Raw genomic sequence first — 25,342 nt, 5'->3', positions numbered from 1 at the left:
AGCAAGAATAGCAGGGGCGTCGCGTTTGGCAAGGCGAAGGTGGCCCTTCTTGCCTTCTCCCCCTGTGGGAGAAGGTGGATTGGCGCATAGCGCCAAGACGGTTGAGGGGTGTTGGACGAAGTGCCGTCGGTGCCAAGCTGGAACACCCCTCATCCGACCTTGCTTCGCAAGGCCACCTTCTCCCACAGGGGGAGAAGGGAAGGGCGCGTGACAGCGCTACGCCAACCACTCCGAATGCGCGATCTCAACACCATACTCAGCCGCGGCATCAAGCATCGTGTGCCACAGGCTTTCGGCGAAGGTCGCAAACACCAGCAGGTTGAACACCGCTTGCCCATCCGGCCGATCGCCGCCGCGCCAGAGCGTGACGCTGGTGTGATCCATCGAGGTTGCGGCAGCCGCGCCAACCGGGAATTCCGCCGGATGCACGTCGATCGACGACAGCTTGGCCAGCATGGTGCGGGCCTTGGCCCCGGAAATGCTGATCAGGGCGCGCGCGTGCGACTGGTCCGACAGCGAGGCTGGGCCGGACAATGCCGGCGCCAGCGTGCCCATCGTATGCTTGCCGCCCTTCGACAGGACGAAGAACTGATCCGGTCCCGACCAGATCAGCGTGGCGTCCTGGCTCTGCACCGCCTTGGGCGCATTCGGAGCCGCCACGCCGAAACGGCCTTTGGCGGCATTGGCCAGTTCGGCCGCTTTGCCGCGCCGCGCCATCACCTGGATCAGGTCGAAATTGCGGATTTCCGTCAGCGAGATGCCTGCTTCGATGTCGCGTACGCCATGCGCGCCGGTGACAAGTGCATGGTCCAGCGGACTGCGGGGAGACCAGGAAAACTCAGCCACGCTGGCGCACTCCATCCGGATCGTAGAAGACGGGATTGCACAGTTCGACTTCATAGTCCTCGCCGCGCAGCGGATCATGCGCTTGGACGATCTCGCCGGTGCGTTCGCGGCCGCGTTCGACCAAGCCAAGCCCGATCCACTGGTCTGATGTCGGCGAGAAGCAGACCGAGGTGACATAGCCCTGGTCGTTGCCCGGGCCAGGTGTCTGCCCCTTCGGGATGATGTGCGCACCGGAGCGTAGCCTGCGCGCCTTGTCCGTCGGCTTGACGCCGACCACGACCTGGCGATCCGGCGCGACCAGCGCCTCGCGGCCGGCCATGACGCGACCAATGAAATCCTTCTTGGTCGACATCATCTTGCCGAGACCAAGATCGGCGGCCGTCGTCGTGCCGCTCAGTTCCGGTCCGGCGACATGGCCCTTTTCGACGCGCATGACGCCGAGCGCCTCGGTGCCATAAGGCGTTACACCAAAGGGCTTGCCGGCCAGCATCAGATTGCGTGCCATGGCATCGCCGAAGCGCGCCGGCACCGAAATCTCGAACGCCATCTCACCGGAGAACGAGATGCGGAACAGCCGCGCCTTGATGCCGCCGCGCAGCGCCACTTCGCGTGCGCCCATGAACGGAAAGCCTTCGTTGGACAGGTCCTCTGCCGGATCGACAATTTCCCTCAACAGGTCTCGCGTCTTCGGCCCGGCGATCGAGAACTGCGCCCACTGGTCTGAGACCGAGGTCAGCTGCACGTCGAGTTCGGGAAACAGCACCTGCCGGCAGAATTCGAGATGCTGCATCACCAGCCCGGCCTTGGCGGTGGTGGTGGTCAGGAAATAGTGATCTTCAGCCAGCCGCGACGTCGTGCCGTCGTCATAGACGATGCCGTCCTCGCGCAGCATCAGCCCGTAGCGCGCCTTGCCGACGGCGAGGTTGGAGAAGGTGTTGATGTAGACGCGGTCGAGGAAGGCGCCGGCATCCGGGCCATGCACATCGATCTTGCCGAGCGTCGAGACATCGCAGAAGCCGACGCCGCCGCGCACCGCCTTGACCTCGCGGGTCACCGATTCCAGCCAGTCCTTCTCGCCAGTCCGCGGATACCATTGCGCCCGCTTCCACAGGCCGGTGTCGACGAAAACAGCACCCTGTTCGGCGGCCCAGTGATGCGACGGCGTCAGCCGCGTCGCATGGAACGTCTCGTCGCGGTGATGGCCGGCGAAGGCGCCGATGGCGACCGGCACATAGGGCGGGCGGTAGATCGTCGTGCCGGTCTCGGGAATGGACCGGCCGCTGACAGCCGCCATGATGGCGAGGCCGGCGACATTGGAGGTCTTGCCCTGGTCGGTGGCCATGCCGAGCGTGGTGTAGCGCTTCAGATGCTCGACCGATTCAAAGCCTTCGCGCTGCGCCAGTTCGATGTCGGAGGCGGTGACATCGTGCTGGTAGTCGACAAAGGCCTTGCCCTTGCCGGCGACATGCCAGAGCGGTGTGAGCGAGAACGCCTCGTCGTCGGCGACAGGAGCCGTGCCGGCCTTGCCGCTGTGTCCGGCGTCATGCGCGGCTGCGCTACCCGCGGTAAACCCTTCTGCCAGACAGGCGCCGAGCCCGAAGGCGCCGTTGGCGGCACCGGCGGCCACCATTCCAGGAGGCGCGCCATCCGGCACGAAGGCGGCGATGTCGTCGCTCCATTTCGGCCGGCCGCGATGATAGGAGGTCAGCCCGACAGCCGGGTTCCATCCGCCGGAGACGGCAAGCCCGTCGGCTTCGACCTCGGCGCGCGCGCCACCGGTGAGTGACACAGCGATTTTCCTGACACCATCCTTGCCGCCATCGACGCCGCTGACGGAGCCGTGCAGCACCGGAAAGCCACCCTTGGAGGCGAGGGAACGGTGGGCGGGCGATACGTCAGGCCGAGCGTCGATGACCGCTGCGATCTGCAGTCCAGAGCCGAGTGCGGTCTCGACCGTGCGCCAGCCATCCTCATTGTTGGTGAATAGCGCGATGCGCTTTGCCGGTGTTGCTGCATAGCGTGCGACATAGGTCCGCATTGCGGAAGCCATCATCACGCCGGGGGTGTCGTTGCCGACAAAGACGATCGGCCGTTCGATCGCGCCGGCGGCGACGACGCAGCGCCTGGCCACGATCCGCCACAGCCGCTGGCGCACCTGATGCTCGGGCGGCGAGGGCAAGTGGTCGTTGACCCGCTCCAGTGCGCCATAGGTGCCGCCGTCATAGACGCCGAACAGCGTCATGCGGGTCATGATGCGGACGTCTGGCAGCGCCGCCAGTTCAGCTAGCGTCCGCGACAGCCACTCGGCTGCCGGCAGGCCATCGATCGTGCCGCCGTCCGCAAGCAGGCGGCCGCCCAGCGAAAAATCCTCCTCGCACAGGATGACACGGGCACCTGAGCGTCCGGCAGCCAATGCCGCAGCCAGTCCGGCCGGGCCAGAGCCGCCGATCAGCACATCGCAATGCGCCCACGCCTTGTCGTAATGATCAGGATCGGCAACGCCTGCCGCGCGGCCAAGTCCGGCGGCGCGGCGGATCGCCGGTTCGTAGATCGCTTCCCAGAATTTCGCCGGCCACATGAAGGTCTTGTAGTAGAAGCCGGCGACGAAGATCGGCGCGAACAGCTGGTTGACCGACATCACATCGTGGCGCAGCGATGGCCAGCGGTTCTGGCTGGCGGCCTCGAGCCCCTCATAGAGCTCGGCCGTCGTCGCCTTGGTGTTCGGTTCGCGCCGCGCGCCTGTGCGCAATTCGACCAGCGCGTTGGGCTCTTCCGATCCAGCGGTCAGGATGCCGCGCGGGCGATGGTATTTGAACGAGCGGCCGACCAGCTTGACGCCATTGGCGATCAGCGCCGAGGCCAGCGTGTCGCCCTGGAAGCCGGAAAAAGTCTTGCCGTCGAAGCGAAAATTCAGCGGCGCCGAGCGGTCGATCAGGCCGCCACTTGGGAGGCGATGGGATTGACTGGAACTCACGATTGCCGACCCTCTGTGAGTTCGATGAAATGCGAGAGGGTTGCGCTGCCCCTCATCGCCCTGTCGGCATCCTCACCCCGTATAGGGACGGGGAGAAGGACGCCTTCACCGAAGATTTCGCCAATCATCGACGTTGCAGAAAGGGCGCCGAGGTTGCGGCCAGTGCCCCTCTCCCCGTCCCTATACGGGGTGAGGATGCCGGCAGGCAGGTGAGGGGCGGCACTGACCTGAGCAGAAAAATTCATTTCGCGGCCTGCCTAGCCCCAGCGCCGGCCGCCGGCTCAACCGAAGAAATCTCGTGCGTCAGCGTGTTGCGGCCGACCTTCAGCCAGGCCCGGCAGCCGCCACCATGGTACCAGTGTTCGCTGGTCTCGCCGGCGACATTGTCGCGCAGATAGACATAGTCGAAGACCTCGTCCTCCGAAGCGCCGGCCGCCGGCCGCACGGGCTTGGCGTCGCCCAGATAGGTGAACTCGCCGAGTTCGCGTTCGCCGCAGAAGGGACAGGCAATGCGCATGGTTTCCTGTCCGTCCTCAGTGCAGGTTCGGTTGGGCGCCCTGGCCCTTTTCGTCGATCATCGCACCAGTCCGGAAGCGGTCGAGGCGGAACCGCGCGGCTTCTTCGTGCGGCGTGTCGCGGGCCAGAAGATGGGCAAAGACAAAGCCCGATCCCGGCGTCGCCTTGAAGCCGCCATAGCACCAGCCGGCGTTGAGGTAGAGCCCGTCGACCGGCGTCTTGTCGATGATCGGCGAGCCGTCCATCGACATGTCCATGATGCCGCCCCACTGGCGCAACAGGCGCACACGGCCGATCATCGGCATCAGCGCCATGCCGCCCTCGCAGACATCCTCCATGACAGGCATGTTGCCGCGCTGGGCGTAGGAATTGTAGCCGTCGATGTCACCACCGAAGACCAGCCCGCCCTTGTCGGACTGGCTGACATAGAAATGGCCGGCACCAAAGGTCATGACACCAGGGATCAGCGGCTTGATCGCCTCGGAGACGAAGGCCTGCAGCACATGGCTCTCGATCGGCAGGCGCAGGCCGGCCATCGCCGCGACGCGCGAGGAACTGCCGGCCACCGCCATGCCGACCTTGCCGGCGCCGATCTTGCCGCGCGAGGTCTCGACGCCGGTCACCTTGCCGTTGGCATCGCGCACAAAGCCCGTCACTTCGCAGTTCTGGATGATGTCGACGCCGAGCGCGCTCGCCGCATGGGCGTAGCCCCAGACCACGGCATCATGCCGGGCCGTACCGCCACGCCGCTGCAAGAGCCCGCCTTGCACGGGAAAGCGCGCATTGTCGAAGTTCAGGAACGGGATCATCTTCTTGACCGCGGCGAGGTCGAGCAGTTCGGCATCGATACCATTGATGCGCATGGTGTTGCCGCGCCGCGCATAGGCGTCGCGCTGTGCGTCGGAGTGGTAGAGGTTGATGACGCCGCGCTGGCTGACCATCGTGTTGTAGTTGAGGTCCTGCTCCATCCGCTCCCACAGCTTCATCGACAATTCGTAGAAGCCGGTGTTGCCGGGCAGGCCGTAATTGGAGCGGATGATGGTGGTGTTGCGGCCGGCATTGCCGGAGCCGATCCAGCCCTTTTCGAGCACGGCGACATTCTTGATGCCGTACTCGCTGGCGAGGAACCACGCGGTGGCGAGGCCATGGCCGCCACCGCCGATGATCACCACGTCGTAGCGGTCCTTCGGGCTGGCGTCGCGCCAGGTGCGCTGCCAGTTCTTGTGGCCGGACAGGGCGGCGCGGGCGAGCGAGAAGATCGAGTATTTCATACGTTCATTCCGAGGTCGCTCGCACCACGCAGGAACTTTCTTGACGCATCGGATTTGCCCGAAAACCGCTTCGCACTTTTCGGTCCGATGCTCCTAGATATCCAGCGTGTGGTCGCGCTCCCATTGCGTGAAGTGCGAAGCATAGGAATTCCATTCCTGGTGCTTCAGCTTTAGGTAGGCCGACGAGAATTCCTCACCCAGCGCCGCCTTCAGCGATTTGTCCTTGTCGAACTCGCGCAACGCGTCGAGCAGGTTGAGCGGCAGCTTCGGCGCGCCCTTCACCGTATGGCCGTTCTGGTACATGTCGATGTCGTAGCGCTTGCCGGGATCGGCCTTCGAGCGGATGCCGTCGAGGCCGGCGGCGATGATGACCGCCTGCAAGAGGTAAGGGTTGGCCGCGCCGTCGGGCAGGCGCAGTTCGAAGCGGCCGGGGCCGGGCACGCGCACCATGTGGGTGCGGTTGTTGCCGGTCCAGGTCACCGTGTTCGGCGCCCAGGTGGCGCCCGAAATGGTGCGCGGCGCGTTGATGCGCTTGTAGGAATTGACCGTCGGGTTGGTGATCGCGGCAAGCGCGGAGGCATGCTTCATGATGCCGCCGAGAAAATTCTTGCCCTTGGCCGAGAGGCCAAGTTCCATCGAATTGTCGGCGAAGACGTTGGTCTTGCCGGCCTTGTCCCACACCGAGATATGAGCATGACAGCCATTGCCGGTCAGGCCCTGGAAGGGTTTCGGCATGAACGTCGCGCGCAGACCATGCTTTTCCGCGATCGACTTGACCATGAACTTGAAGAAGGAGTGCTTGTCGGCGGTCGCCAGCGCATCGTCGAAGGCCCAGTTCATCTCGAACTGGCCGTTGGCATCCTCGTGGTCGTTCTGGTAGGCGCCCCAGCCGAGCGCCAGCATATGGTCGCAGATCTCGGCGATGACATCGTAGCGGCGCATCACCGCTTGCTGGTCGTAGCAGGGCTTCGACGCCGTGTCGTATTCGTCGGAGATCGTCTTGCCGTCCGGCGAGATCAGGAAGAATTCGGCCTCGACGCCGGTCTTGACGTGCATGCCGTCGCTGGCCGCTTCGGCGATCAGCCGCTTCAGCGTGTTGCGCGGCGCCTGGTCGACCTCCTTGTCGTCCATGATGCAGTTGGCGGCGACCCAGGCGACTTCCGGCCTCCATGGCAGCTGGATCACCGAATCCGGGTCCGGCACCGCCAGCATGTCGGGATGTGCCGGTGTGAGATCAAGCCAGGTGGCGAACCCGGCAAAGCCGGCGCCGTCCTTCTGCATGTCGGCGATGGCCTGCGCCGGCACCAGCTTGGCACGCTGGCCACCGAACAGGTCGGTGTAGGAAATCATGAAATATTTGACGTTTTTCGCCCTTGCGAATTCTGCAAGATCTGCTGTCACGGAAGTTCCCCATTTTTTTGTCGATTGTGGTGGGCTTCGGCCCTTCTTGATCAGAAGCCGTTCTTCCCCGGTATCCAGTTGGTGCCGGCCAGCGGCACGCCGGCCATGGCGGCTGCCTCGATCGTCAGCGCGACGAGATCCTCGGGTTCGAGATTGTGCAGGCTGTTCTTGCCGCACGCGCGCGCAATGGTCTGTGCCTCGAGCGTCATCACCTTGAGGTAGTTCGCCAGCCGGCGTCCGGCGGCGACCGGGTCGACCCGCTTCATCAGTTCCGGATCCTGCGTGGTGATGCCGGCCGGGTCGCGGCCCTCGTGCCAGTCGTCATAGGCGCCGGCCGTGGTGCCGAGCTCGTTATACTCAGCTTCCCAACGCGGATCATTGTCGCCCAGCGCGACAAGGGCAGCCGTGCCGATCGAGACCGCATCGACGCCGAGCGCCAGCGCCTTGGCGACGTCGGCGCCGTTGCGGATGCCGCCGGAGACGATCAGCTGCACCTTGCGGTGCATGCCGAGATCCTGCAGCGCCTGCACCGCCGGCCTGATGCAGGCGAGCGTCGGCTGGCCGACATTTTCGATGAACACTTCCTGCGTCGCGGCGGTGCCGCCCTGCATGCCGTCGACGACGACGACATCGGCGCCGGCCTTCACGGCGAGGGCCGTGTCATAGTAGGGCCGGGCGCCGCCGACCTTGACGTAGATCGGCTTTTCCCAGTCGGTGATTTCGCGCAGTTCGAGGATCTTGATCTCGAGATCGTCGGGCCCGGTCCAGTCGGGGTGACGCGAGGCCGAGCGCTGGTCGATGCCTTTCGGCAGCGTGCGCATCTCGGCGACGCGGTCGGAAATCTTCTGGCCGAGCAGCATGCCGCCGCCGCCGGGCTTGGCGCCCTGGCCGACGACCACCTCGATCGCATCGGCCCGGCGCAGGTCGCGCAGGTTCATGCCGTAGCGCGACGGCAGGTATTGGTAGACCAGCGTCTTCGAATGACCGCGCTCTTCCTCGGTCATGCCGCCATCGCCCGTGGTGGTCGAGGTGCCCGACAGGGTCGCGCCGCGCCCGAGCGCCTCCTTGGCCGGGCCGGACAGCGAGCCGAAGCTCATGCCGGCGATGGTGATCGGGATCTTCAGTTCGATCGGCTTCTTGGCATGGCGAGAACCCAGCACGACGCTGGTGTCGCAGCGCTCGCGATAGCCTTCGAGCGGATAGCGCGAGATCGAGGCGCCGAGGAACAACAGGTCATCGAAATGCGGCAGCTTACGCTTGGCGCCGGCGCCACGGATGTCGTAGATGCCGGTCGCCGCGGCGCGGCGGATTTCAGAAAGCGTGTAGTCGTCGAAAGTCGCGGATTTGCGCGGCGTCGTCGGCGGGTTCCTGTAGGTCATGCTGCCTCAATACGCGTCGGCGTTGTCGATATTGAAATTGTAGAGCGTGCGCGCCGAGCCGTAACGTTTGAAGTCCGTCGGCTTGACGCCGGTGACGCCTGCGCGGTCGAGCAGGCCTTGCAGCAAGTCCAGGTGTTCGGCCCGCATCTCCTTGGCGATGCAGTCGGCACCTAAGCTGTCGACCTTGCCGCGCACGAACAGCCGCGCCTCGTAGATGGAATCGCCCAGCGCATCGCCGGCATCGCCCAGCACCACCAGATTGCCGGACTGCGCCATGAAGGCCGACATGTGGCCGATATTGCCGTGCACGACGATGTCGATGCCCTTCATCGAGATGCCGCAGCGTGACGAGGCATTGCCTTCGATGACCAGCAGGCCGCCCTTGCCGGTGGCGCCGGCATACTGGCTGGCATCGCCTTTGACGGTGATCGAACCTGACATCATGTTCTCGCCGACGCCGGGGCCGGCCGAGCCATGCACGGTGATGGCGCTGCCGGAATTCATGCCGCCGCAGTAATAGCCGACGCTGCCGCGCACATCGATGGTGATCGGCTGATCGACACCGACGGCGACCGAATGATTGCCTTTCGGGTTCAGCACTTCCCACGCCGTCTCATTCGAGCCGGGCGTCAGATTGTGAAGCGCCTGGTTGAGTTCGCGCAGCGACATCTGGTCGAGGTCGAAGACCCGAGAGGCATGGTCGTGCGCCGCCGTTTTTGAAAGCTTAGTAGCCGGCATGAACTCAATGCTCCCAGAAATAGACGGTTGCGGGCTCGGGTTCCCAGACCCTCGCATTGTCTATGCCGGGCAGTTTGGTCAGCGCGCGATACTCCGAGCCGAAGGCGACATACTGGTCCGTCTCGGCCATCACGGCGGGCTTGCAGGCGATCGGATCGCGCACCACGCCAAAACCGTTTTTGGTGCCGACGACGAAGGTGAAGAAGCCGTCGAGATCGGAGAGCGTGCCTTCCAGCGCTTCGCCCAGATTCTTGCCATGCGCCATCTGCGAGGAGAGATAGGCGGCCGCGACCTCGGTATCGTTCTCGGTCTCGAAGGTCATGCCTTCGCGGATCAGTTCGCGGCGGACATTGTTGTGGTTGGACAGCGAACCATTGTGCACCAGGCACTGATCGGCGCCGGTCGAGAACGGATGCGCGCCCATCGTCGTCACCGCCGATTCCGTCGCCATGCGGGTGTGGCCGATGCCGTGCGTGCCGGTCATGCCGCGAACGTCGAAGCGGTCGACCACCGCCTCCGGCAGGCCGACCTCCTTGTAGATTTCGACAACGTCGCCTGCACCCATGATGCGGATGTCGGGGCGCAGCGTCTGGATCGCCTCGCGCGCTTCGTCGATCTTGGCGGGCGTGGTCCTGACCACCGCATGGGTCGATTTCACCGCGATCGTCACCGGCGTGCCGATGGCCTTGGCGAGTTCAGCCTCGAGGCCGCGGAAATCGCGTTCCGGCTTGGCCGACTGGATGGTGATCTTGGCCTCATTCCTGGAAGGCGCGCCATAGATGGCGATGCCGGCGCTGTCCGGACCCCGATCGCTGAGCGAGATCAGCATCTGCGACAGCATCGAGCCAAGCTGGGGTTCCAGCGACTTGTTCTTCAAAAACAGTCCGACAATTCCACACATGTCAGCCTCCCGGCGTTTGCAGCTCTGAGATGATGTATCGAATGAGTCCCTCGAATTCAATCACATGAAAAAAATTTTCCTCTAGTTACGTATGCGTCTCAATGCCGCTCTGCGCACTATCATTGTCTCGCCGGGCGTTGTGAACCCATTTGGCGGTTCGGATGCGGGCGATCTTGTAGGCGTCGAGGATCGACAGCGCATAGATCAGGAAGCCGCCGGCATGACGGCCGACGAAGCTGGCGTCTGCTGGTGCGATCTTGGCGGTGACCCATGCCAGGATCACCATGAAGAAAAGAAACTGCAGGCCGCGCACCGGCACGCCGAGAATGACGTGTCCGCTTGCCGGCAACACGATTGCGGCGCCGAGAACAAGATATGGGCTGGGAGGGGTGGCGGCAGTGGCGGAACTGGTCATGCGGCTTGCCGTTCGCTTTTGTTGATGGCGTCGCGAAGCCCTGACACGGATACCAGCAGCTTTTCGATCAGCGCTGGATCGAGTGTCGCATCACCAAATTCGGCTTGCCGGAAAACGCCGTAGCGTGCGCGCTCGGCCTCAGCCAGCAGCCAGACGATGCGTATGCCCTTGGGCGTGATCAGCAGTTCCTTGGCCCGCCCTTCGGAGAAGATCTCGATATGGCTGGCGATGATACCTTGGGGAAAACGCGCCCCCCTGCGGTCGGTTCGCAGCACTGCTTCGGCTGGAAATCCCGGAGCCTTCGGCAGCGTATGGTCGAGATGATCGAAATTGGAGAAGGTCGTCGGTGAGCCCGGTCGCATCATCATGTCGAAGGTGCCGGGCACCGACACGGGCTCGGTGATCGAGACGCTCAGCCAGCGCGCCGGGAGTTTTCGCGTTGCCAGCGTATCGACGATGGTGCGCAGCTGGACGCGCCGGCCGTTCCAGGAACCTTCCCAGGTGATGACACCGGCGGTGCCATCCGAAACATCAGCTGCGTCTGCAATGACGGTACGAATGCTGGCAAGGTCGATGGCGAGCGCCGCTGACGCCCTGTTGCGGCTGGCACGCGCCAGCCAGGCAAGGTGAAGGACGAGGGCCAGGACAATTGCCCCGGCAAGCAGTGCTGACGTCACCTCGGACATTTTGTCATGCCAGGCCCGTCCGGGATTCGGACGGGCCTACTCCCATCAATAACCCTGCGGCTTCGGCCACGGCATGGTGAACTGATCGCCGCGCCGCACGAATCTGTAGCGGTAGAAATGGAACCATAGCGAGATCAGGAAATAGAAGGCGACCATGGCGATCAGCTGCGAGCCGAAGCCGAGGAAGATGGCGAAGAAGGTCACCACGCACAGGCAGAACAGCACGATCGCCGGCAGCGGATGGAACGGATGCGTATAGCCGCGGCGGATCGAGCCGAGCGGCCATTTCTTCCTGAACATGACGATGTTGATGCTCATGAACGTGTATTGCAGCACACCCGACAGGATCGAGAAGGTGATCGCCTGGTTGAGGTCGGCGATGAAGGCGAAAGCCAGCGCGATCGGCAACAGGAACAAGATCGAGCGATAGGGCGTGCGATATTTCGGATGCACGGCCGAGAACCATGTCGGCAGATAGCGGTCGCGGCCGAGCGAGAACCAGGCGCGCGCCGCGTCGTTGATGCAGCCATTGGCCGAGGCCAGTGCGGCAAGCAGCGTGGCGATGAACAAGAGGTTCTCGAGCAGCGGGCTGCCGGTCAGCTTGCCGGCGTCCCACAGCGGGTAATAGGTGATGCCCAGATATTCCCACGGCATCATCGAGGCGCAGACATACCAGGTCATGGCGGCGGCGATCAAAAGCGTGATCATGCCGGCCATCGTGCCATAGGGCAGCGAGCGGGCCGGTGAGCGCACTTCCTCGGCGGCCTGCGTGGTGCCCTCGATGCCGAGATAATACCAGATGCCGAACTGGAAGGCAGCGATGACGCCGATCCAGCCATAGGGCAGGGCGTTGCCGGGCGTGACCAGCTCGTTGAGCTTCAGCACGGCGCCTTGCGTCCACGGGCTGACCGAGAAAAACAGGATGACGATCGAGATATAGGCGATTGCGGTGATGACGAAGTTGACGTTCAGCGTCATCAGCACGCCGCGATAGTTCAGCCACGCCAGCACCACGATGGTGGCGGCGATGAAGGAATTGTGGGTGAGCCCTTCGACCCCCGCCTTAGCGACGATGGTGTCGCCGAGCAGGATGGCGTCGGACACTTCGAGCATGGTGTAGGCAAAGACCAGGAACAGCGCGACGTTGAACGCCATCAGCGGCCCGACAATGTGCTTGGCCTGCGCATACTGGCCGCCGGCGGCGGCGACGGTCGATGTCACCTCGGAATCGATCATCGCGACAGAAGTGTAGAGCAGGCCGACGACCCAGCAGACGATCAGCGCGGCGAGTGCGCCGCCCTTGTCGGCGGCAAAATTCCAGCCGGTGAATTCGCCGACGAGCACGATGCCGACACCGAGCGCCCAGACATGGGCCGGGCCAAGCACGCGCAGCAGTGAAACCCTGTCCCCGTGGACTGCCGGTTCAAGTGTGACCGTCATTGTTCAATCCCCACTCAGATCCGGTGTTTTTCGGAAACGGCTTCCAATTCGCCTTCGCGCGATGAGGTCAGCACCTCTTCGGAGAAGGTCGTGTCGACCTTGAACCAATCGTAGAGCATCCACAGAGCGAGCACGATCGAGATGCCCCACGACGCATAAGAGAGTGCCATCCACATGAAGGTGAGTCCTCGGGTTTACTTGTCGTCGAACTTTTCGTTGATGACGTCGCGATATTCGCGGTCGGAGGCGCGGAACAGGAAGACGAAATAACCGATCAGCACCGCGGCCATGATGATCAGCGTCGGCCAGTCGATGACATAGTGGAAGCGGTTCTGGATGATGTCGTGTGCGGTCTCGGGCGTGTAGCCGAGCTTTTCCCAGATCGAGGCCATGGTCGGGTTCTGGCCAAGCGCTTCCCATGTCTTGGCGTCGAGCGCGTCGATGGATTTCGCCGCACCGGCGAGGCCCATCTTCAGCGGCAGCCACAGCGCCACGAAAATGGCGACCACGACGACGACGATATCGAAAATCTGCCCGGCCTTGCTTTGCTCCGGCGGTGTGTAGCGCGACATGTCTTCTACCCCTCAGGACTTGCGGTTGCGGAACGCGTCGGCGTTCTTGATGTCGAGCCCGTAGATGAAGTCCTTGTCTTCCTTGTAGTGATTGACCATCGCCAGGATCGCCGCGGTGTTGAAGATCAGCACGGCGGCGGCCGCGGCGGCGACGACCACCCTGATCCCCATGTTCGGGATGTGCGGCCACGTCATGAGGAGGACGAAGAGGATCGTCGCCCACAGGCAAACGATCAGGAGCGCGGATCCGCGCACGTCGGAAAGGTACAGCGCTTCGATGCGCCGCTGCATGTCTGACATCGGTTTTTTCCCCTTTTTCCGACGCCCGGTTCCGAATCCACCGTTCGCCGCCCTCTTTCAAGAGAGTGAAATTTTTTTCATAAATTCAGACCGAATTCCGCAATTGTCAAGGCGAATTTACGCGGCGTTAACCGTTTGTGTAGCGCAACGGATTTTGCCTGACAATGAAATTAATTGCTTATGGGTATTGCGGCGCCCGAATGTTTGCGGTCAATATTCGGCCAACGCTCCCGCCGCTGCGCAGGGGGCAGGGAACAGCAAAAGATTTTTCGAAACGGAGGACGAGCGGATGACGGCATCCTGGAGATTTTCGACCCTGGCGGATCGCCATCGCGCCCTCGGTTCGAACCTCGAAGACTGGAGCGGCATGGGGACCGCCTGGACCTACGACAAGGATGCCGACGAAGAGTACATCGCCATCCGCACCAAGGCCGGGTTGATGGATGTTTCCGGCCTCAAGAAGGTCCACATCACTGGACCGCACGCCTCGCATCTGATCGACCTGGCGACGACGCGTGACGTCGAGAAGATCTATCCCGGCAAGTCGGCCTATGCCTGCATGCTGAACGAGGCGGGAAAATTCACCGACGACTGCATCCTCTACCGCACCGGGCCGAATTCCTGGATGGTCGTGCATGGTTCCGGCACCGGCCATGAGGAGTTGCAGCGCGCTTCCGTCGGGCGCGATGTCTCATTGCGCTTCGACGACAATCTGCACGACCTGTCGCTGCAGGGACCAACCGCTGTCGACTATCTGGCCAAGCATGTGCCTGGCATCCGCGATCTCAACTATTTCCATCACATGCAGACGCAGCTGTTCGGCTTCCCGGTGATGATTTCGCGCACCGGCTACACCGGCGAGCGCGGCTACGAGATCTTCTGCCGTGGCCAGGATGCCGGCACGATCTGGGATCGGATCCTCGACGAGGGCAAGAGCGCCGGCATCATTCCGTGCCGCTTCACCACGCTCGACATGCTGCGCGTCGAAAGTTATCTGCTCTTCTACCCTTACGACAATTCGCAGAAATATCCGTTCGACAATGAAGGCCCCGGCGACACGCTGTGGGAGCTCGGCCTCGACTTCACCGTCAGTCCCGGCAAGACCGGCTTCCGCGGCGCCGAGGAGCATTACCGCCTCAAGCGTAAGGAACGTTTCAAGATTTTTGGCGTTCTGCTCGACGGCAAGGAGCCGGCCGACGAGGGCGCGCCGGTCTATCGCGACGGTAAAAAGGTCGGCGTGGTGACCTGCGCCATGTATTCGCCACTGGTCAAAAAATCGATGGGCATCGCCCGGCTCGACGTCGACTGCGCGGTCAAGGACACCAAGCTCGAAATCCGCAACAAGAGCGGTTCGATCAAGGCGACGGCGCAGCCGTTGCCATTCGACGATCCCAAGAAGACCAAGCGCACGGCGAAAGGTTGAGGCATAGTCAACAGCGAGAGGTTCGAGGCACGAAGACTTAAATGGCAGCCAAAAGCATCATCAGCCGGCCGGTTTACGGAACCCTGTCTCCACAGCCCGGCAAGCACCATCTTTTCGTGGCGGATGCGGAGGGCGCGCTGGCGATAGCGGAGATGGCCAAACGGGCTCCGGCCGGGTTTTTCGACGAGGCCGAAATCGTCTTCATTCCCGGCCCTGACGGCAAACACGTTGCCGCGCTCGAAGCGCTGAAGCCGGCGCAGTTTCATGAGGCGCCGTCTTTCGCCAGCCTGCTGCCGCGGCTGAGGCAGACGCTGGCCAATGCGCATATGGGCCTGCGCCTCTATCTCTCCGGCACCGAAGGCCTGATCGGCCAGGCGATGCAGGTGGCCCTTGAGGCCGGCATCGACCACACTTCGATCGAGACCGAGCACCGCGGCTCGCTGGCGCGGCGCATGCAGTGCGTACATTGCAAGGGCATCACCGAGAACGTGACGACGCAGCCGGCGACCTGCGCGCATTGCGGCCTGCTGCTTCTGGTGCGCGATCACTATTCCAGGCGCATCGCCGCGTTCCAGGGTGTCTGCATCAATGCCGAGGATCGCAGCGAGATCCCTCCCATGGAGGAGATTTTTCGATGAGCACCGGAACAACAAAACTCGATGTCGTGGTCAGCGATGTCGTCCCGGTCAACGACCTGGTCACCCGCTTTCATTTCCGCCGGCGCGACGGGCAGCTTTTGCCGACCTTTTCCGGTGGTGCCCATGTCGTGGTCGAGATGCGCGATGGCGATCGGACCAGGCTCAATCCCTATTCGCTGATGGGCTCGCCGCTCGACACGCGCGAATACACGATCAGCGTGCGCCGCGATGATGTCGGCCGCGGCGGTTCGCTGTTCATGCACAGGAATGTCAGGCCTGGCCATGAGATGGTGGTCAGCTATCCGGTCAATTTGTTCTCGCTCGACCTGCGTGCCAAAAAACACCTGATGCTGGCCGGCGGCATCGGCATCACGCCGTTCATGGCGCAGACCGCGCAGCTGGCGGCGGAAGGCGGCAATTTCGAACTGCACTACACCTGCCGCACCGCCTCGCTCGGCACCTATGCCGATGTGCTGCGCGAGCGTTACGATCGCCGGGTCAGGCTCTATCACGACGACCTTGACGAGCGCATCGAGCTCGACCGGCTGCTGTCGTCGCAGCCGCTCGGCACGCATCTCTATGTCTGCGGCCCGGCCGGCATGATCAACTGGGTGCGTGAGCGCGCCGCCACTCTCGGCTGGCCGTCGGAGACCGTGCATTTCGAGCATTTCGCGGCCCCCCAGCCCGGGCTGCCGTTCGACGTGACGCTTGCCGTCAGCGGCAAGACGATCAGGGTCGACGAACAGCAGAGCCTGCTCGAGGCGATCGAGGCGGCCGGCGTCGATCCGCCCTATCTCTGCCGTGGCGGCGTCTGCGGCCAGTGCGAAACCAATGTCATCTCGTTTGACGGCAAGTTCATCCACAACGACCACTGGCTGAGCGAGGAAGACCACCGCTCGGGCTGCAAGATCATGCCGTGCGTGTCGCGCTTCGAGGGTCGGTCGCTGGTGCTGGAAAGATAGGAGGCGAGCTTGGGCATTACCTTTCGCAAGGAAACGTTCCGCGACGATTTCACCTTCAAGAACAGCCCGGAGCACATCCGGCGGTTCCCGTTCCCGTTCCACGAAGACGCCTACATGTATGCGGTCAACATCGAGCCGCATGTCGTGGGACCCAAGGGCAGCGTGCTCGAAAACCTGATCGACGTCGACGAGCATTATGTCGCCGAGATGCAGGACCGTGCGCTGGTGCTGGCCGAGGATCCGCTGCGCTGCCAGTCGCTGCCGCACATGACGCTGGCCGGCTGGGACCTGCTCGAGCTCCTGATGGAGCAGCAGGCGCTGGGCTATCCCGAGCATTTCACGCTGACCCGCGACGGTGATCGCTGGCGCTGGATCAACCGGCCGCTCGGCATCGACGACACCTTCACCTTCGGCGACACTTCGACGCTGCCCTATGGGCCGATGGAGTACATCACCCGGCAGAGCCAGGGCGATTTCTGCATCCTCGACCAGCGCGACGGCAATCTGTGGATGGATGCCGGCATGGTCACCACCCAGGCCGACTGGTCGCTCGACTTCGACATCGGCATGAACTTCTTCGAGTGGCACGCGCCGGTGCCGCTGGCGCATGAGAAGGGGATTTTCACCCGCGCGCTGAAATTCCTCACCAACATCCAGCAAGGCAAGCCGGCAAGGCGCCTGAACTGGACGATGACCATCAATCCGCGCCTCGATACCAGCCCGGAAAACTATCACAAATGGGGCCCGGACCGGACCACGGTGACGCCGGAGAATGTCGGCGAGAAGGTGCATCTGCGCGTCGAGCTGCAGAGCTTCTGGCGACTGCCGCGCTCGAACGGCATCGTCTTTCCGATCCGCTGCTATCTGATCAAGATGGACGAGCTGGTGACGCAGCCGAAATGGGCACGGCGGCTGCACCGCGTCATCCGCGATCTGCCCGATGAACTCGCCAACTACAAGGGCCTGACGCGCTATCGCCCAACGCTGGTCGAGTGGCTTTCGAAGCTGGATGACGGCAGCCCGACATCGCCGGGATTTGGGCCTGACTAACCCGCGCTGTTCTGCGGATAGCAGATGATCGAGAGGTAGCGCATTGGCAGCTGTGTCAGCTGTTCTGGCCCGTGCGGCGCGTCGGCATCGAAGAACAGGCTGTCGCCGGGCTTCATCGGATAGAGGTTGCTGCCATGCCGGTAAACGACCTCGCCTTCGAGCATGTAGAGGAACTCCATGCCCTCGTGCTGGAAGGTCGGGAACACATCCGAATCCTCGGTCAGCGTGATCAGGTAGGGCTCGACGACGACGCCGCTGGTGTTGGAGCCGATATGGCCGAGCAGATTGTACTGGTGGCCGGCACGCGTGCCGCGACGCTCGACATCGAGCCCTTCGCCGGCCTTGACGAAGACGGCGCTGCGCTCTTCCTCGAAGCGGCGGAAGAAGGCGGTGACCGGAACGCCGAGCGCCCGTGACAGCGCCTGCAAGGTGGTCAGCGACGGCGAGGTGATGCCGTTCTCGATCTTCGACAGCATGCCCAGCGAAATGTCGGTGGCGACCGCCAGATCGGCGACGGTGATGCCGAGCTTCTTGCGGAACGCCCGCACCTCGCGGCCGATCGCGACCTCCAGCACTTTTTCGCGGGTATCGCGAATGGCATGCGGGTTCTGCGTCAGCGGCGCCCGGATGGTCTTCCCGTCCGGCGAAACCTTGGGCAGCGGCTTGGCCTTTGCGCCGGCAGGGCCGGCACCAGGCTTGGGATCGGAAATCTTGTTCGCCATGTCGCCCCCGGGACTCTGCGGATATTTCACTCTAGGTGAACATATTCGGTGCCGATACAGCAGCGCAACTGCGACGGCAAGTCGCCTGAAGGCTCATGCCCACGATCCGGCGTTTGGCCGTGTCCGGTTTTTGTGGGAAATCCACCTTGGCGGAACGCTGTTTCAGCACGGGGGCTGTTGACAGCATCGAAGGGGCAATTACTGTCCTGTCAGTGAAATTTGTTTCGTAAGAGCAATTCCAGGAAAAGTGTGAAACGGTTTTCCCGGGAAAAGCTCATAGCGCTTTCCCTTGGGAATTGCGTCAAACCAAAAGTCGAAATCAGACCGGGAGGCCTGCAATGAAAAGTCGCGTTGCCGTCATCGGAGCCGGACCGTCCGGTCTAGCACAGCTCAGGGCCTTCAAGTCGGCCGCCGACAAGGGCGCCGACATTCCAGAGATCGTCTGCTTCGAAAAGCAGTCCGACTGGGGTGGCCTGTGGAACTACACCTGGCGCACCGGCCTCGACGAGCATGGCGACCCGGTGCACGGCTCGATGTACCGCTACCTCTGGTCGAACGGACCGAAGGAATGCCTGGAATTCGCCGACTACACCTTCGAGGAGCATTTTGGCCGGGCGATCGGCTCCTATCCACCGCGCGCCGTGCTGTGGGATTACATCAAGGGCCGGGTTGAGAAATCAGGCGTGCGCAAATGGGTGCGCTTCAACAGCCCGGTGCGCATGGTGACCTTCTCCGAGGCGACGAAGAAGTTCACCGTCACCGCGCATGACCGCACCAATGACGTCACCTACTCGGAAGAATTCGACAATGTCGTCGTCGCCTCCGGGCATTTCTCGGTGCCCAACGTGCCCTATTTCGAAGGCTTCTCGACCTTCAACGGCCGCATCCTGCACAGCCATGATTTCCGCGACGCCATGGAATTCAAGGGCAAGGACATCTTGATCATCGGCCGCTCCTATTCGGCCGAGGACATCGGTTCGCAGTGCTACAAATACGGTGCCAAATCGATCACCTCCAGCTATCGCTCGAAGCCGATGGGTTTCAAATGGCCGGAGAATTGGAAGGAAGTGCCACTGCTGCAGAAGGTCGTCGGCAAGACAGCCCACTTCAAGGATGGCACCACCAAGGATGTCGACGCCATCATCCTATGCACCGGCTATCTGCATTCCTTCCCCTTCCTCACCGAGGATCTGAAGCTCAAGACCGCCAACCGCATGTGGCCGGACGGGCTCTATGAGGGCGTCGTCTGGGAGAAGAACCCGAAGCTGTCCTATATCGGCATGCAGGATCAGTTCTACACCTTCAACATGTTCGACGCGCAGGCCTGGTTCGCGCGCGACGTCATCATGGGCCGCATCAAATTGCCGTCGGCCGAAGCGATGGCAGCGCACGGCGCAAAGTGGCGGGCGCGCGAGGAAACGCTGGAAGACGCCGAGCAGATGATCTGGTTCCAGGGCGACTACACCAGGGAATTGATGGACCAGACCGATTATCCCGGCTTCGACGTCGAGGCGGTCAACCAGACCTTCATGGAGTGGGAGCACCACAAGGGGGAAGACATTATGAGCTTCCGCGACCACGCCTATCGCTCGCTGATGACCGGCACCATGGCGCCGCTGCACCACACACCCTGGCTGCAGGCGCTGGACGACTCGATGGAGAGCTATCTCGAGGTGAAGGGGGTCGCGGCGGAGTAGCCGTCGCGCCTCTCACTACCCCAGCCTTGCCCGCGCCTTCGCCGTCCAGGCGTTGAACAGCCGGTCGGCGACGATGCCGATGAAGGCGATGGCGAGGCCGGCGACGATGCCACGGCCGGAATCGGCCTTGGACAGCGCGATGAACACTTCCTGGCCGAGATCGCGGGTGCCGACCATGGCGCAGATGATGATCATCGCCAGCGCCATCAGGATCGTCTGGTTGACGCCGAGCATGATCTCCGGCAGCGCCAGCGGCAGCTGCACGCGAAAGAAGGTCTGGCGCGGTGTGCAGCCTGAAACCTTCGCCGCCTCGATCAACGCCGGCGGCACCTGCCTGATGCCGTGATTGGTGTAGCGGATGGCTGGCACCACGGCGAAGGCGACGGTGGCGATCATCGCCGTGACGTCGCCGACCCGGAACAGCATCACCACCGGAATGATGAAGCAGAAGGACGGCAGCACCTGCAGCGTGTCGATGACCGGCGCAACGATCTTCTCGAAGCGGTCGCTGCGTGAGGCCATCAAGCCAATGGGAATGCCGATCAGGCACGCGATGAAGGCCGAGATGCCGCAGAGATAGACCGTCGCCATGGTCTTTTCCCACAGCCCGGTAACAGCGCAGAAGGCGGTCAATGCGGCGACCAGGGCCGCGAGCTGCAGGCCGGAGAGCTGATAGCCGGCAAGGCCGAGCAGGAACACCGCGCCCAACCACGGAAAGCCCTCGCAGAAGGCGCGCAGCGGGTTCAGCACATTGAGGATGAGCGCCACGCGAAACGCCTCGATCGTGTCGAAGAAGTTGATCGTGACCCAGTTCACGGCTGCCTTCCACAGCGGCGCGGTGGTGAAGGTGATCGCTTTCGGCACCGCCGCGAAGGCCGGCACGAACAGGCCGAGCAGCGTGGTGATGACAAGGATGGCGATGGCCAGTGTCAGGTTGGGGTAACGCCGCCAGAAGCTCGGGCTCACCTCCCGATGAACATGGCCCTTTGCCTGCTTGTGCGCGATGGCCTGGCTCAGCCGGTCGAGCGCGATCGCCAGCGCGACGATGGCGAGACCTGCCTCCATCGCTTCGCCGACCTTCAGCGCCCGCAACGCCAAAAGCACGTCGTAGCCGAGGCCGCCGGCGCCGATCATCGAGGCGATGATCACCATGTTCAGCGCCAGCATGATGACCTGGTTGACGCCGACCATCAGCGTCGGCCGCGCCGAGGGCAAAAGCACCCGCCACAGTTTCTGCCGCGCCGTGCAGCCGGCCATCTCGCTGAAATCGTCGATCTCGGAGGGCACCCGCGACAGGCCAAGCATCGTCGCCCGCACCATAGGCGGCGTGGCGAAGATGGCCGTCGCGATCATCGCCGAAACCGGGCTGTTGCCAAACAAAAGCAGCATCGGAATGAGATAGGCGAAAGTCGGGATCGTCTGCATCAGGTCAAGGGCAGGGGAGACGACGAGCCTTTCCGCCCATGGCTTGCGCCATGCCCAGATACCGGCGAACAGCCCGGTGACGATGCAGAAAGGCACGGCGATGGAGATCAGCGCCAGCGTCAGCATGGCGCTGGTCCATTGGCCGAACAGCGCGATGTAGAGGAAACAGCCGCCGACCAGCATGCCGAGCTTCCGGCCGCCGGCGGCATGCCCGGCAAGGAACGCAGCAGCGCAGACGCCGACCCAGGAAAGGCGTGGCAAGACATAGGCGTCGGCGCCGTGGCCGATCTTGAAATTCTTGGCCAGCAGATTGAGCGCGAAGTCGAGCGGCACGCCGAGCACGGCGGTGATCGAGCGTGTCAGCCAGGACAGGTTCGACTTGATCCAGCGCATCAATGCGCTGACCCAGTCGGCGACCGGCACGATCGCGCTGGCCGGATAGTTGACGGCCCAGGGCAGGCTGTCCTGCAACAGGAACACAACAAGCACGGCGGCAAGTGCCGAAGCCCAGACGATCAGCCAGATCTGAACCGGACGCGCCTTTGCCTCGCTGGCGCCAGCCGTCACCGTCATGCGCCGACCCTCGAACGATCGATGCCGGCCAGCAGATCGATCACCGCTTGCGGCGTCACTTCGCCGATCGGCTTGCCAGTGCCGTTGACCACCGCGAACGGCTTGCCGGCCGAGACGATGCTTGCCGAAAAGCTGGCTATCTTGGCATCCGGTGCCACCGTGCCGCCATGCTCGGCGCCGTCGCAAGCGCGCATCAGACTGCGCGCCGAAATCACCTTGGCGCGGTCGACGTCGCGGGTGAACTCGGCGACATAATCGGTCGCCGGGTTGACCACCAGTTCCTCCGGCGTGCCGATCTGGATGACCTCGCCGTCCTTCATGATGGCGATGCGGTCGGCCAGCCGGATCGCTTCGTCGAAATCATGGGTAATGAAGACGATGGTTTTGTGCAGCATCGTCTGCAGCCGCATCAGTTCGTCCTGCATCTCGCGGCGGATCAAGGGGTCGAGTGCCGAGAACGGCTCGTCGAGAAACCAGATTTCCGGTTTGGTCGCCAGGCTGCGGGCGATGCCGACACGCTGCTGCTGGCCACCGGAAAGCTCGCGCGGATAGAAATGCTCGCGGCCGCGCAGGCCGACAAGCTCGATGACCTCGCGGGCCCGCGCTTCGCGTGTCGGCCGATCCTGCCCCTGGATGCTGAGCGGGAAGGCGATGTTTTCCAGCACGTTGAGATGCGGCAAGAGCGCAAAATTCTGGAACACCATCCCCATGCGATGGCGCCGCAATTCGATCAGCGCCGCATCGGAGATTTTCAGCAGGTCCTTACCCTCGAATTCGACCTTGCCATGGGTCGGCTCGACCAGCCGCGACATGCAGCGCACCAGCGTCGACTTGCCGGAGCCTGACAGGCCCATGATGATAAAAATCTCGCCCTGGCGGATTTCGAGATCGACGGCGCGCACGGCGCCAACCAGTCCGGCAGCAGTGACGTCGGCCATGCTGGCCTTGCCATCGCGCTCGCGGATGAAATTGGCCGCGTTCGATCCGAACAGCTTCCAGACATTGCGGCAGGCAAGCTTTATCGGGCGGGCATCCTTGCCCGGCTGTGTCGGTGCCTGTTCAGTCCTGTCCGTCATCCAATCGTCCTTCTGGAACATCAGGAATCGAGACCCGGCTGATCAGCAGCCGGGTCTCATTTTTCCAGTCGGAACGATCACTGCGCCCAGGCTTTCCAGTCTGCCTCGTGCGCTGCGATCCAGGCGGCCGCGACGTCTTCCGGCGTCTTGCCGCCGAGGTCGATGTCGCCGCTCATCTTGTTGAGCTCGTCGGTGTCGATCGTGTAGGCCTTCGCCACCTTGTAGGCGACCGGCCACTTGTCCTTCATGCCGGACCAGGAGTATTTCCAGATCTCGCCATGCGGCTTGCCGCAGTCATATTTGGCGTCGGGGTTCACGCCCCATTTCGGGTCGTTGTAGCATTCGGGCGTGTATTCGGGGAACTGCACCCATTCGCCCTTGTATTTGGCCGGCGCCCAGTGCGGCGAATAAATCCACAGCATGATCGGCGCCTTGCGCTGATAGGCCGATTCCAGCTCGGCGAACATCGCCGCGTCGGTGCCGGCATGGATCACCGTGAAGGGCAGTTTCAGGGCCTCGACACGCTCGTCGTCAAAGCCTTCCCACGTTACCGGGCCGCCGAGATAGCGCCCCTTCGGTGCAGTCTCCGCCGTCGAAAATGCTTCGGCGCATTTCGGATCCTTCAGTGCTTCCCAATTGGGCAGGCCCGGGCACTTCTCCTTCATGTATTCGGGAAACCACCACTCTTCCTTGGCCTTGGGTCCGAGCTTGCCGAGCCGTTCGGTCTGGCCGGTCGCATCGGAGGCTTTCATGGCTTCGCCAGCCGTCGTGTCCCAGAACTCCAGGCCGACATCGAGGTCGCCATTGGTGAGACCCGTGGTCAGGCTGGAGAGATAGTCGGCGGTCGGATATTCGACGGTATAGCCGAGTTTTTCCAGGATGCCGCCGAGGATCTTGGCGTTCAGGTTGACGCTGGTCCAGTCGAACAGCGCGATCTTGATCGGGTCGCTGGATTCCGGTGCTGCGGCTTGGGCGGAAGGTGTCAGCAGGCTTAGCGTCGCGAGCGCGACGGCGCCCATCGACAGTTTCGAGATCTGGCTGCGAAATGACATGCTTGTTCTCCTTCAAGCTGTGTGAAAATTATCGTTGGTTCCCTTCTTGCGGCTTTTCTTGATTGTGTTGGAAAGACTGGTCGTTGCGCAAGGCCGTCGGCGCCAAATTGTCGCCCTGGCCTTGGCCAAGGCAGGCAAGATGGTGCTCAATTCTGGTGATGGTCGAATAGGACTGGAGGGTCAGCGTCATGGCTGCCGACGGATCGCTGCGGGAGCGATCATCCGCGGATCAATTGCCAGTTTTGCGGCGCCCTGCAAGGTGCGAGCCATCAAGGTCCCATGATCTCGGCTGTCGGCCCAGGCAAGCCCCATCTCGCCAAGGCCGTTTCATAGGATGAAATTATATATACCAAGGTTCATCCCGCGCAACGGCTAACGCCCGCGGGTTGCATAATTTCAGACCGCAGGCGAAGTCGAGCCCGACCGTCGGATTGTCTATCCTACCAGCAGACGTAGCCGCCATCGACAATCAGGTCGAGGCCGGTGACGAAGCTCGAGGCGCGGCTGGCCAGGAACACCGTCGGTCCGACCATTTCCTCCGGCGCCGCCATGCGCCCCATCGGAGTGTCGCGCTTGAAGATCTTGACTTCTTCCGCCACCTCCGGCCGCTTGTTCATCGGCGTCAGCGTATAGCCGGGGCTGACGACATTGACGCGCAGCCCGCGATCGGCCCACTCCATGGCGAGGCTCTTCGACATGTGGATGACGGCGGCTTTCGAGGAGTTGTAGTGCGCCTGCGTCAGTCCCCGGTTGACGATGGTGCCCGACATCGAGGCGATGTTGATGATCGAGCCCTTGCGTCGCGCCAGCATCTTGCGGGCTTCGGCCTGACAGGACAGGAACACGCCGGCGACATTGACCTCATGCACCTTCTGCCATGTCTGCAGCGACAGCGTCTCGGCCGGTTCCGAACCGGCAATGCCGGCATTGTTGACGGCGACGGTCAGCGCACCGAGTTCGCTCTCGACGCGATCGATCGCCGCCGCGAGATCGCTCTGCGATGTCACCGTGCCGGTCAGCACCAGCGCCTTGCGGCCGAGCGCCGTGATCCGGTGAGCGGTTTCGTCCAGCCCGCCCTTCGAGGCATGGCCGAAACAGGCGACGTCGGCGCCCGCCTCGGCCAGCCCGATCGCGATCGCCTGGCCGATGCCGCTGCCGGCGCCGGTGACCAGCGCGACGTCGCCGTCCAGCTTGAAAAGATCCATGATAGCCCTCCCTGCCTTGGGGAGGGTATGCGCTGAGCCGTGGTTCGATCAAGCGTGCTCTGCCCGCAAGCGGACCAAGG

25 protein-coding genes are annotated in these 25,342 nt (G+C 63.1%); 5 read left to right on the top strand and 20 right to left on the bottom strand.

Features of this window, described 5'->3' with window-relative positions; all coding sequences use genetic code 11:
- Positions 1 to 216: 216 nt before the first annotated feature.
- The 14 genes from B5V02_RS26160 to B5V02_RS26090 all read right to left on the bottom strand — a co-directional run bounded on the left by B5V02_RS26160 (position 217) and on the right by B5V02_RS26090 (position 13,430).
- On the bottom strand, positions 217 to 846 hold the full coding sequence (locus B5V02_RS26160; RefSeq protein ID WP_111547200.1) for a sarcosine oxidase subunit gamma: 630 nt from the start codon (positions 844 to 846) through the stop codon (positions 217 to 219).
- Positions 839 to 3,820 carry a sarcosine oxidase subunit alpha gene (locus tag B5V02_RS26155; protein WP_111546935.1) on the bottom strand — a complete coding sequence of 994 codons (2,982 nt, stop codon included), beginning with the start codon at positions 3,818 to 3,820 and terminating at the stop codon, positions 839 to 841. The genes B5V02_RS26160 and B5V02_RS26155 overlap by 8 nt, the downstream gene beginning before the upstream one ends.
- Before the next feature lie 241 nt (positions 3,821 to 4,061).
- Positions 4,062 to 4,337 carry a sarcosine oxidase subunit delta gene (locus tag B5V02_RS26145; RefSeq protein ID WP_111546934.1) on the bottom strand — a complete coding sequence of 92 codons (276 nt, stop codon included), beginning with the start codon at positions 4,335 to 4,337 and terminating at the stop codon, positions 4,062 to 4,064.
- Positions 4,338 to 4,353: 16 nt separating this feature from the next.
- On the bottom strand, positions 4,354 to 5,607 hold the full coding sequence (locus B5V02_RS26140; protein ID WP_111546933.1) for a sarcosine oxidase subunit beta family protein: 1,254 nt from the start codon (positions 5,605 to 5,607) through the stop codon (positions 4,354 to 4,356).
- A 93-nt stretch (positions 5,608 to 5,700) separates the two neighbouring features.
- Positions 5,701 to 7,008 (bottom strand): type III glutamate--ammonia ligase, encoded by a 1,308-nt coding sequence (glnT, locus tag B5V02_RS26135; RefSeq protein ID WP_111546932.1) that lies wholly within the window; start codon positions 7,006 to 7,008, stop codon positions 5,701 to 5,703.
- Between the two features lie 50 nt (positions 7,009 to 7,058).
- Positions 7,059 to 8,387, bottom strand: a complete 1,329-nt coding sequence (locus B5V02_RS26130; RefSeq protein ID WP_111546931.1) for an FMN-binding glutamate synthase family protein — start codon at positions 8,385 to 8,387, stop codon at positions 7,059 to 7,061.
- A 6-nt stretch (positions 8,388 to 8,393) separates the two neighbouring features.
- The gene (locus B5V02_RS26125; RefSeq protein ID WP_111546930.1) at positions 8,394 to 9,125 is read right to left on the bottom strand and encodes a GltB/FmdC/FwdC-like GXGXG domain-containing protein; all 732 of its coding nucleotides are present in this window, start codon (positions 9,123 to 9,125) and stop codon (positions 8,394 to 8,396) included.
- A gap of 4 nt (positions 9,126 to 9,129) precedes the next feature.
- Positions 9,130 to 10,026 carry a class II glutamine amidotransferase gene (locus B5V02_RS26120; protein WP_111546929.1) on the bottom strand — a complete coding sequence of 299 codons (897 nt, stop codon included), beginning with the start codon at positions 10,024 to 10,026 and terminating at the stop codon, positions 9,130 to 9,132.
- An 85-nt stretch (positions 10,027 to 10,111) separates the two neighbouring features.
- Positions 10,112 to 10,441 (bottom strand): hypothetical protein, encoded by a 330-nt coding sequence (locus tag B5V02_RS26115; protein ID WP_111546928.1) that lies wholly within the window; start codon positions 10,439 to 10,441, stop codon positions 10,112 to 10,114.
- Complete coding sequence (locus B5V02_RS26110; RefSeq protein WP_167458667.1) at positions 10,438 to 11,127, bottom strand: hypothetical protein; 690 nt, start codon at positions 11,125 to 11,127, stop codon at positions 10,438 to 10,440. The genes B5V02_RS26115 and B5V02_RS26110 overlap by 4 nt, the downstream gene beginning before the upstream one ends.
- 45 nt (positions 11,128 to 11,172) lie before the next feature.
- Positions 11,173 to 12,567 (bottom strand): APC family permease, encoded by a 1,395-nt coding sequence (locus B5V02_RS26105; protein ID WP_111546927.1) that lies wholly within the window; start codon positions 12,565 to 12,567, stop codon positions 11,173 to 11,175.
- A gap of 14 nt (positions 12,568 to 12,581) precedes the next feature.
- Complete coding sequence (locus tag B5V02_RS26100) at positions 12,582 to 12,743, bottom strand: hypothetical protein (protein ID WP_111546926.1); 162 nt, start codon at positions 12,741 to 12,743, stop codon at positions 12,582 to 12,584.
- A gap of 18 nt (positions 12,744 to 12,761) precedes the next feature.
- Positions 12,762 to 13,139: a hypothetical protein gene (locus tag B5V02_RS26095; RefSeq protein WP_111546925.1), complete on the bottom strand. Its 378-nt coding sequence runs from the start codon at positions 13,137 to 13,139 to the stop codon at positions 12,762 to 12,764.
- 12 nt (positions 13,140 to 13,151) lie between these two features.
- Positions 13,152 to 13,430 carry a hypothetical protein gene (locus tag B5V02_RS26090; RefSeq protein WP_245446195.1) on the bottom strand — a complete coding sequence of 93 codons (279 nt, stop codon included), beginning with the start codon at positions 13,428 to 13,430 and terminating at the stop codon, positions 13,152 to 13,154.
- Positions 13,431 to 13,728: 298 nt separating this feature from the next.
- On the opposite strand from B5V02_RS26090, the gene B5V02_RS26085 reads away from it, so the two are divergent.
- The 4 genes from B5V02_RS26085 to B5V02_RS26070 are packed head-to-tail and all read left to right on the top strand — an operon-like array spanning position 13,729 to position 17,512.
- The gene (locus tag B5V02_RS26085) at positions 13,729 to 14,862 is read left to right on the top strand and encodes an aminomethyl transferase family protein (RefSeq protein ID WP_111546923.1); all 1,134 of its coding nucleotides are present in this window, start codon (positions 13,729 to 13,731) and stop codon (positions 14,860 to 14,862) included.
- A 41-nt stretch (positions 14,863 to 14,903) separates the two neighbouring features.
- Complete coding sequence (locus tag B5V02_RS26080; RefSeq protein ID WP_111546922.1) at positions 14,904 to 15,500, top strand: dimethylamine monooxygenase subunit DmmA family protein; 597 nt, start codon at positions 14,904 to 14,906, stop codon at positions 15,498 to 15,500.
- Complete coding sequence (locus B5V02_RS26075; RefSeq protein ID WP_111546921.1) at positions 15,497 to 16,462, top strand: PDR/VanB family oxidoreductase; 966 nt, start codon at positions 15,497 to 15,499, stop codon at positions 16,460 to 16,462. Before B5V02_RS26080 ends, B5V02_RS26075 begins: the two co-directional genes overlap by 4 nt.
- Positions 16,463 to 16,471: 9 nt before the next feature.
- The gene (locus tag B5V02_RS26070; RefSeq protein WP_111546920.1) at positions 16,472 to 17,512 is read left to right on the top strand and encodes a heme-dependent oxidative N-demethylase family protein; all 1,041 of its coding nucleotides are present in this window, start codon (positions 16,472 to 16,474) and stop codon (positions 17,510 to 17,512) included.
- Here B5V02_RS26070 and B5V02_RS26065 read toward each other — a convergent pair.
- Positions 17,509 to 18,234, bottom strand: coding sequence for a helix-turn-helix domain-containing protein (locus B5V02_RS26065; RefSeq protein WP_111546919.1), 726 nt, complete (start codon positions 18,232 to 18,234; stop codon positions 17,509 to 17,511). The genes B5V02_RS26070 and B5V02_RS26065 overlap by 4 nt on opposite strands.
- 338 nt (positions 18,235 to 18,572) lie before the next feature.
- On the opposite strand from B5V02_RS26065, the gene B5V02_RS26060 reads away from it, so the two are divergent.
- On the top strand, positions 18,573 to 19,931 hold the full coding sequence (locus tag B5V02_RS26060) for an NAD(P)-binding domain-containing protein (protein WP_111546918.1): 1,359 nt from the start codon (positions 18,573 to 18,575) through the stop codon (positions 19,929 to 19,931).
- 15 nt (positions 19,932 to 19,946) lie between these two features.
- Here B5V02_RS26060 and B5V02_RS26055 read toward each other — a convergent pair whose 3' ends face one another.
- The 5 genes from B5V02_RS26055 to B5V02_RS26040 all read right to left on the bottom strand — a co-directional run bounded on the left by B5V02_RS26055 (position 19,947) and on the right by B5V02_RS26040 (position 25,262).
- Positions 19,947 to 21,929 carry an ABC transporter permease gene (locus B5V02_RS26055; protein WP_111546917.1) on the bottom strand — a complete coding sequence of 661 codons (1,983 nt, stop codon included), beginning with the start codon at positions 21,927 to 21,929 and terminating at the stop codon, positions 19,947 to 19,949.
- Entirely contained in the window at positions 21,926 to 23,005 is a 1,080-nt protein-coding gene (locus B5V02_RS26050; RefSeq protein ID WP_111547198.1) for a quaternary amine ABC transporter ATP-binding protein, read from the bottom strand. The genes B5V02_RS26055 and B5V02_RS26050 overlap by 4 nt, the downstream gene beginning before the upstream one ends.
- 77 nt (positions 23,006 to 23,082) lie before the next feature.
- Positions 23,083 to 24,057, bottom strand: a complete 975-nt coding sequence (locus B5V02_RS26045) for an ABC transporter substrate-binding protein (RefSeq protein ID WP_111546916.1) — start codon at positions 24,055 to 24,057, stop codon at positions 23,083 to 23,085.
- 28 nt (positions 24,058 to 24,085) lie between these two features.
- Positions 24,086 to 24,247 carry a hypothetical protein gene (locus B5V02_RS40820; protein ID WP_167458666.1) on the bottom strand — a complete coding sequence of 54 codons (162 nt, stop codon included), beginning with the start codon at positions 24,245 to 24,247 and terminating at the stop codon, positions 24,086 to 24,088.
- Between the two features lie 250 nt (positions 24,248 to 24,497).
- Positions 24,498 to 25,262, bottom strand: a complete 765-nt coding sequence (locus B5V02_RS26040) for an SDR family oxidoreductase (RefSeq protein WP_111546915.1) — start codon at positions 25,260 to 25,262, stop codon at positions 24,498 to 24,500.
- Positions 25,263 to 25,342 lie beyond the last annotated feature (80 nt).

The organism is Mesorhizobium kowhaii, from assembly GCF_003253745.1.
GTDB classification, from domain to species: Bacteria; Pseudomonadota; Alphaproteobacteria; order Rhizobiales; family Rhizobiaceae; genus Mesorhizobium; species Mesorhizobium kowhaii.
Note: the sequence above shows the minus strand (reverse complement) of the source record. Positions and strands in the feature narration are given on the sequence as shown.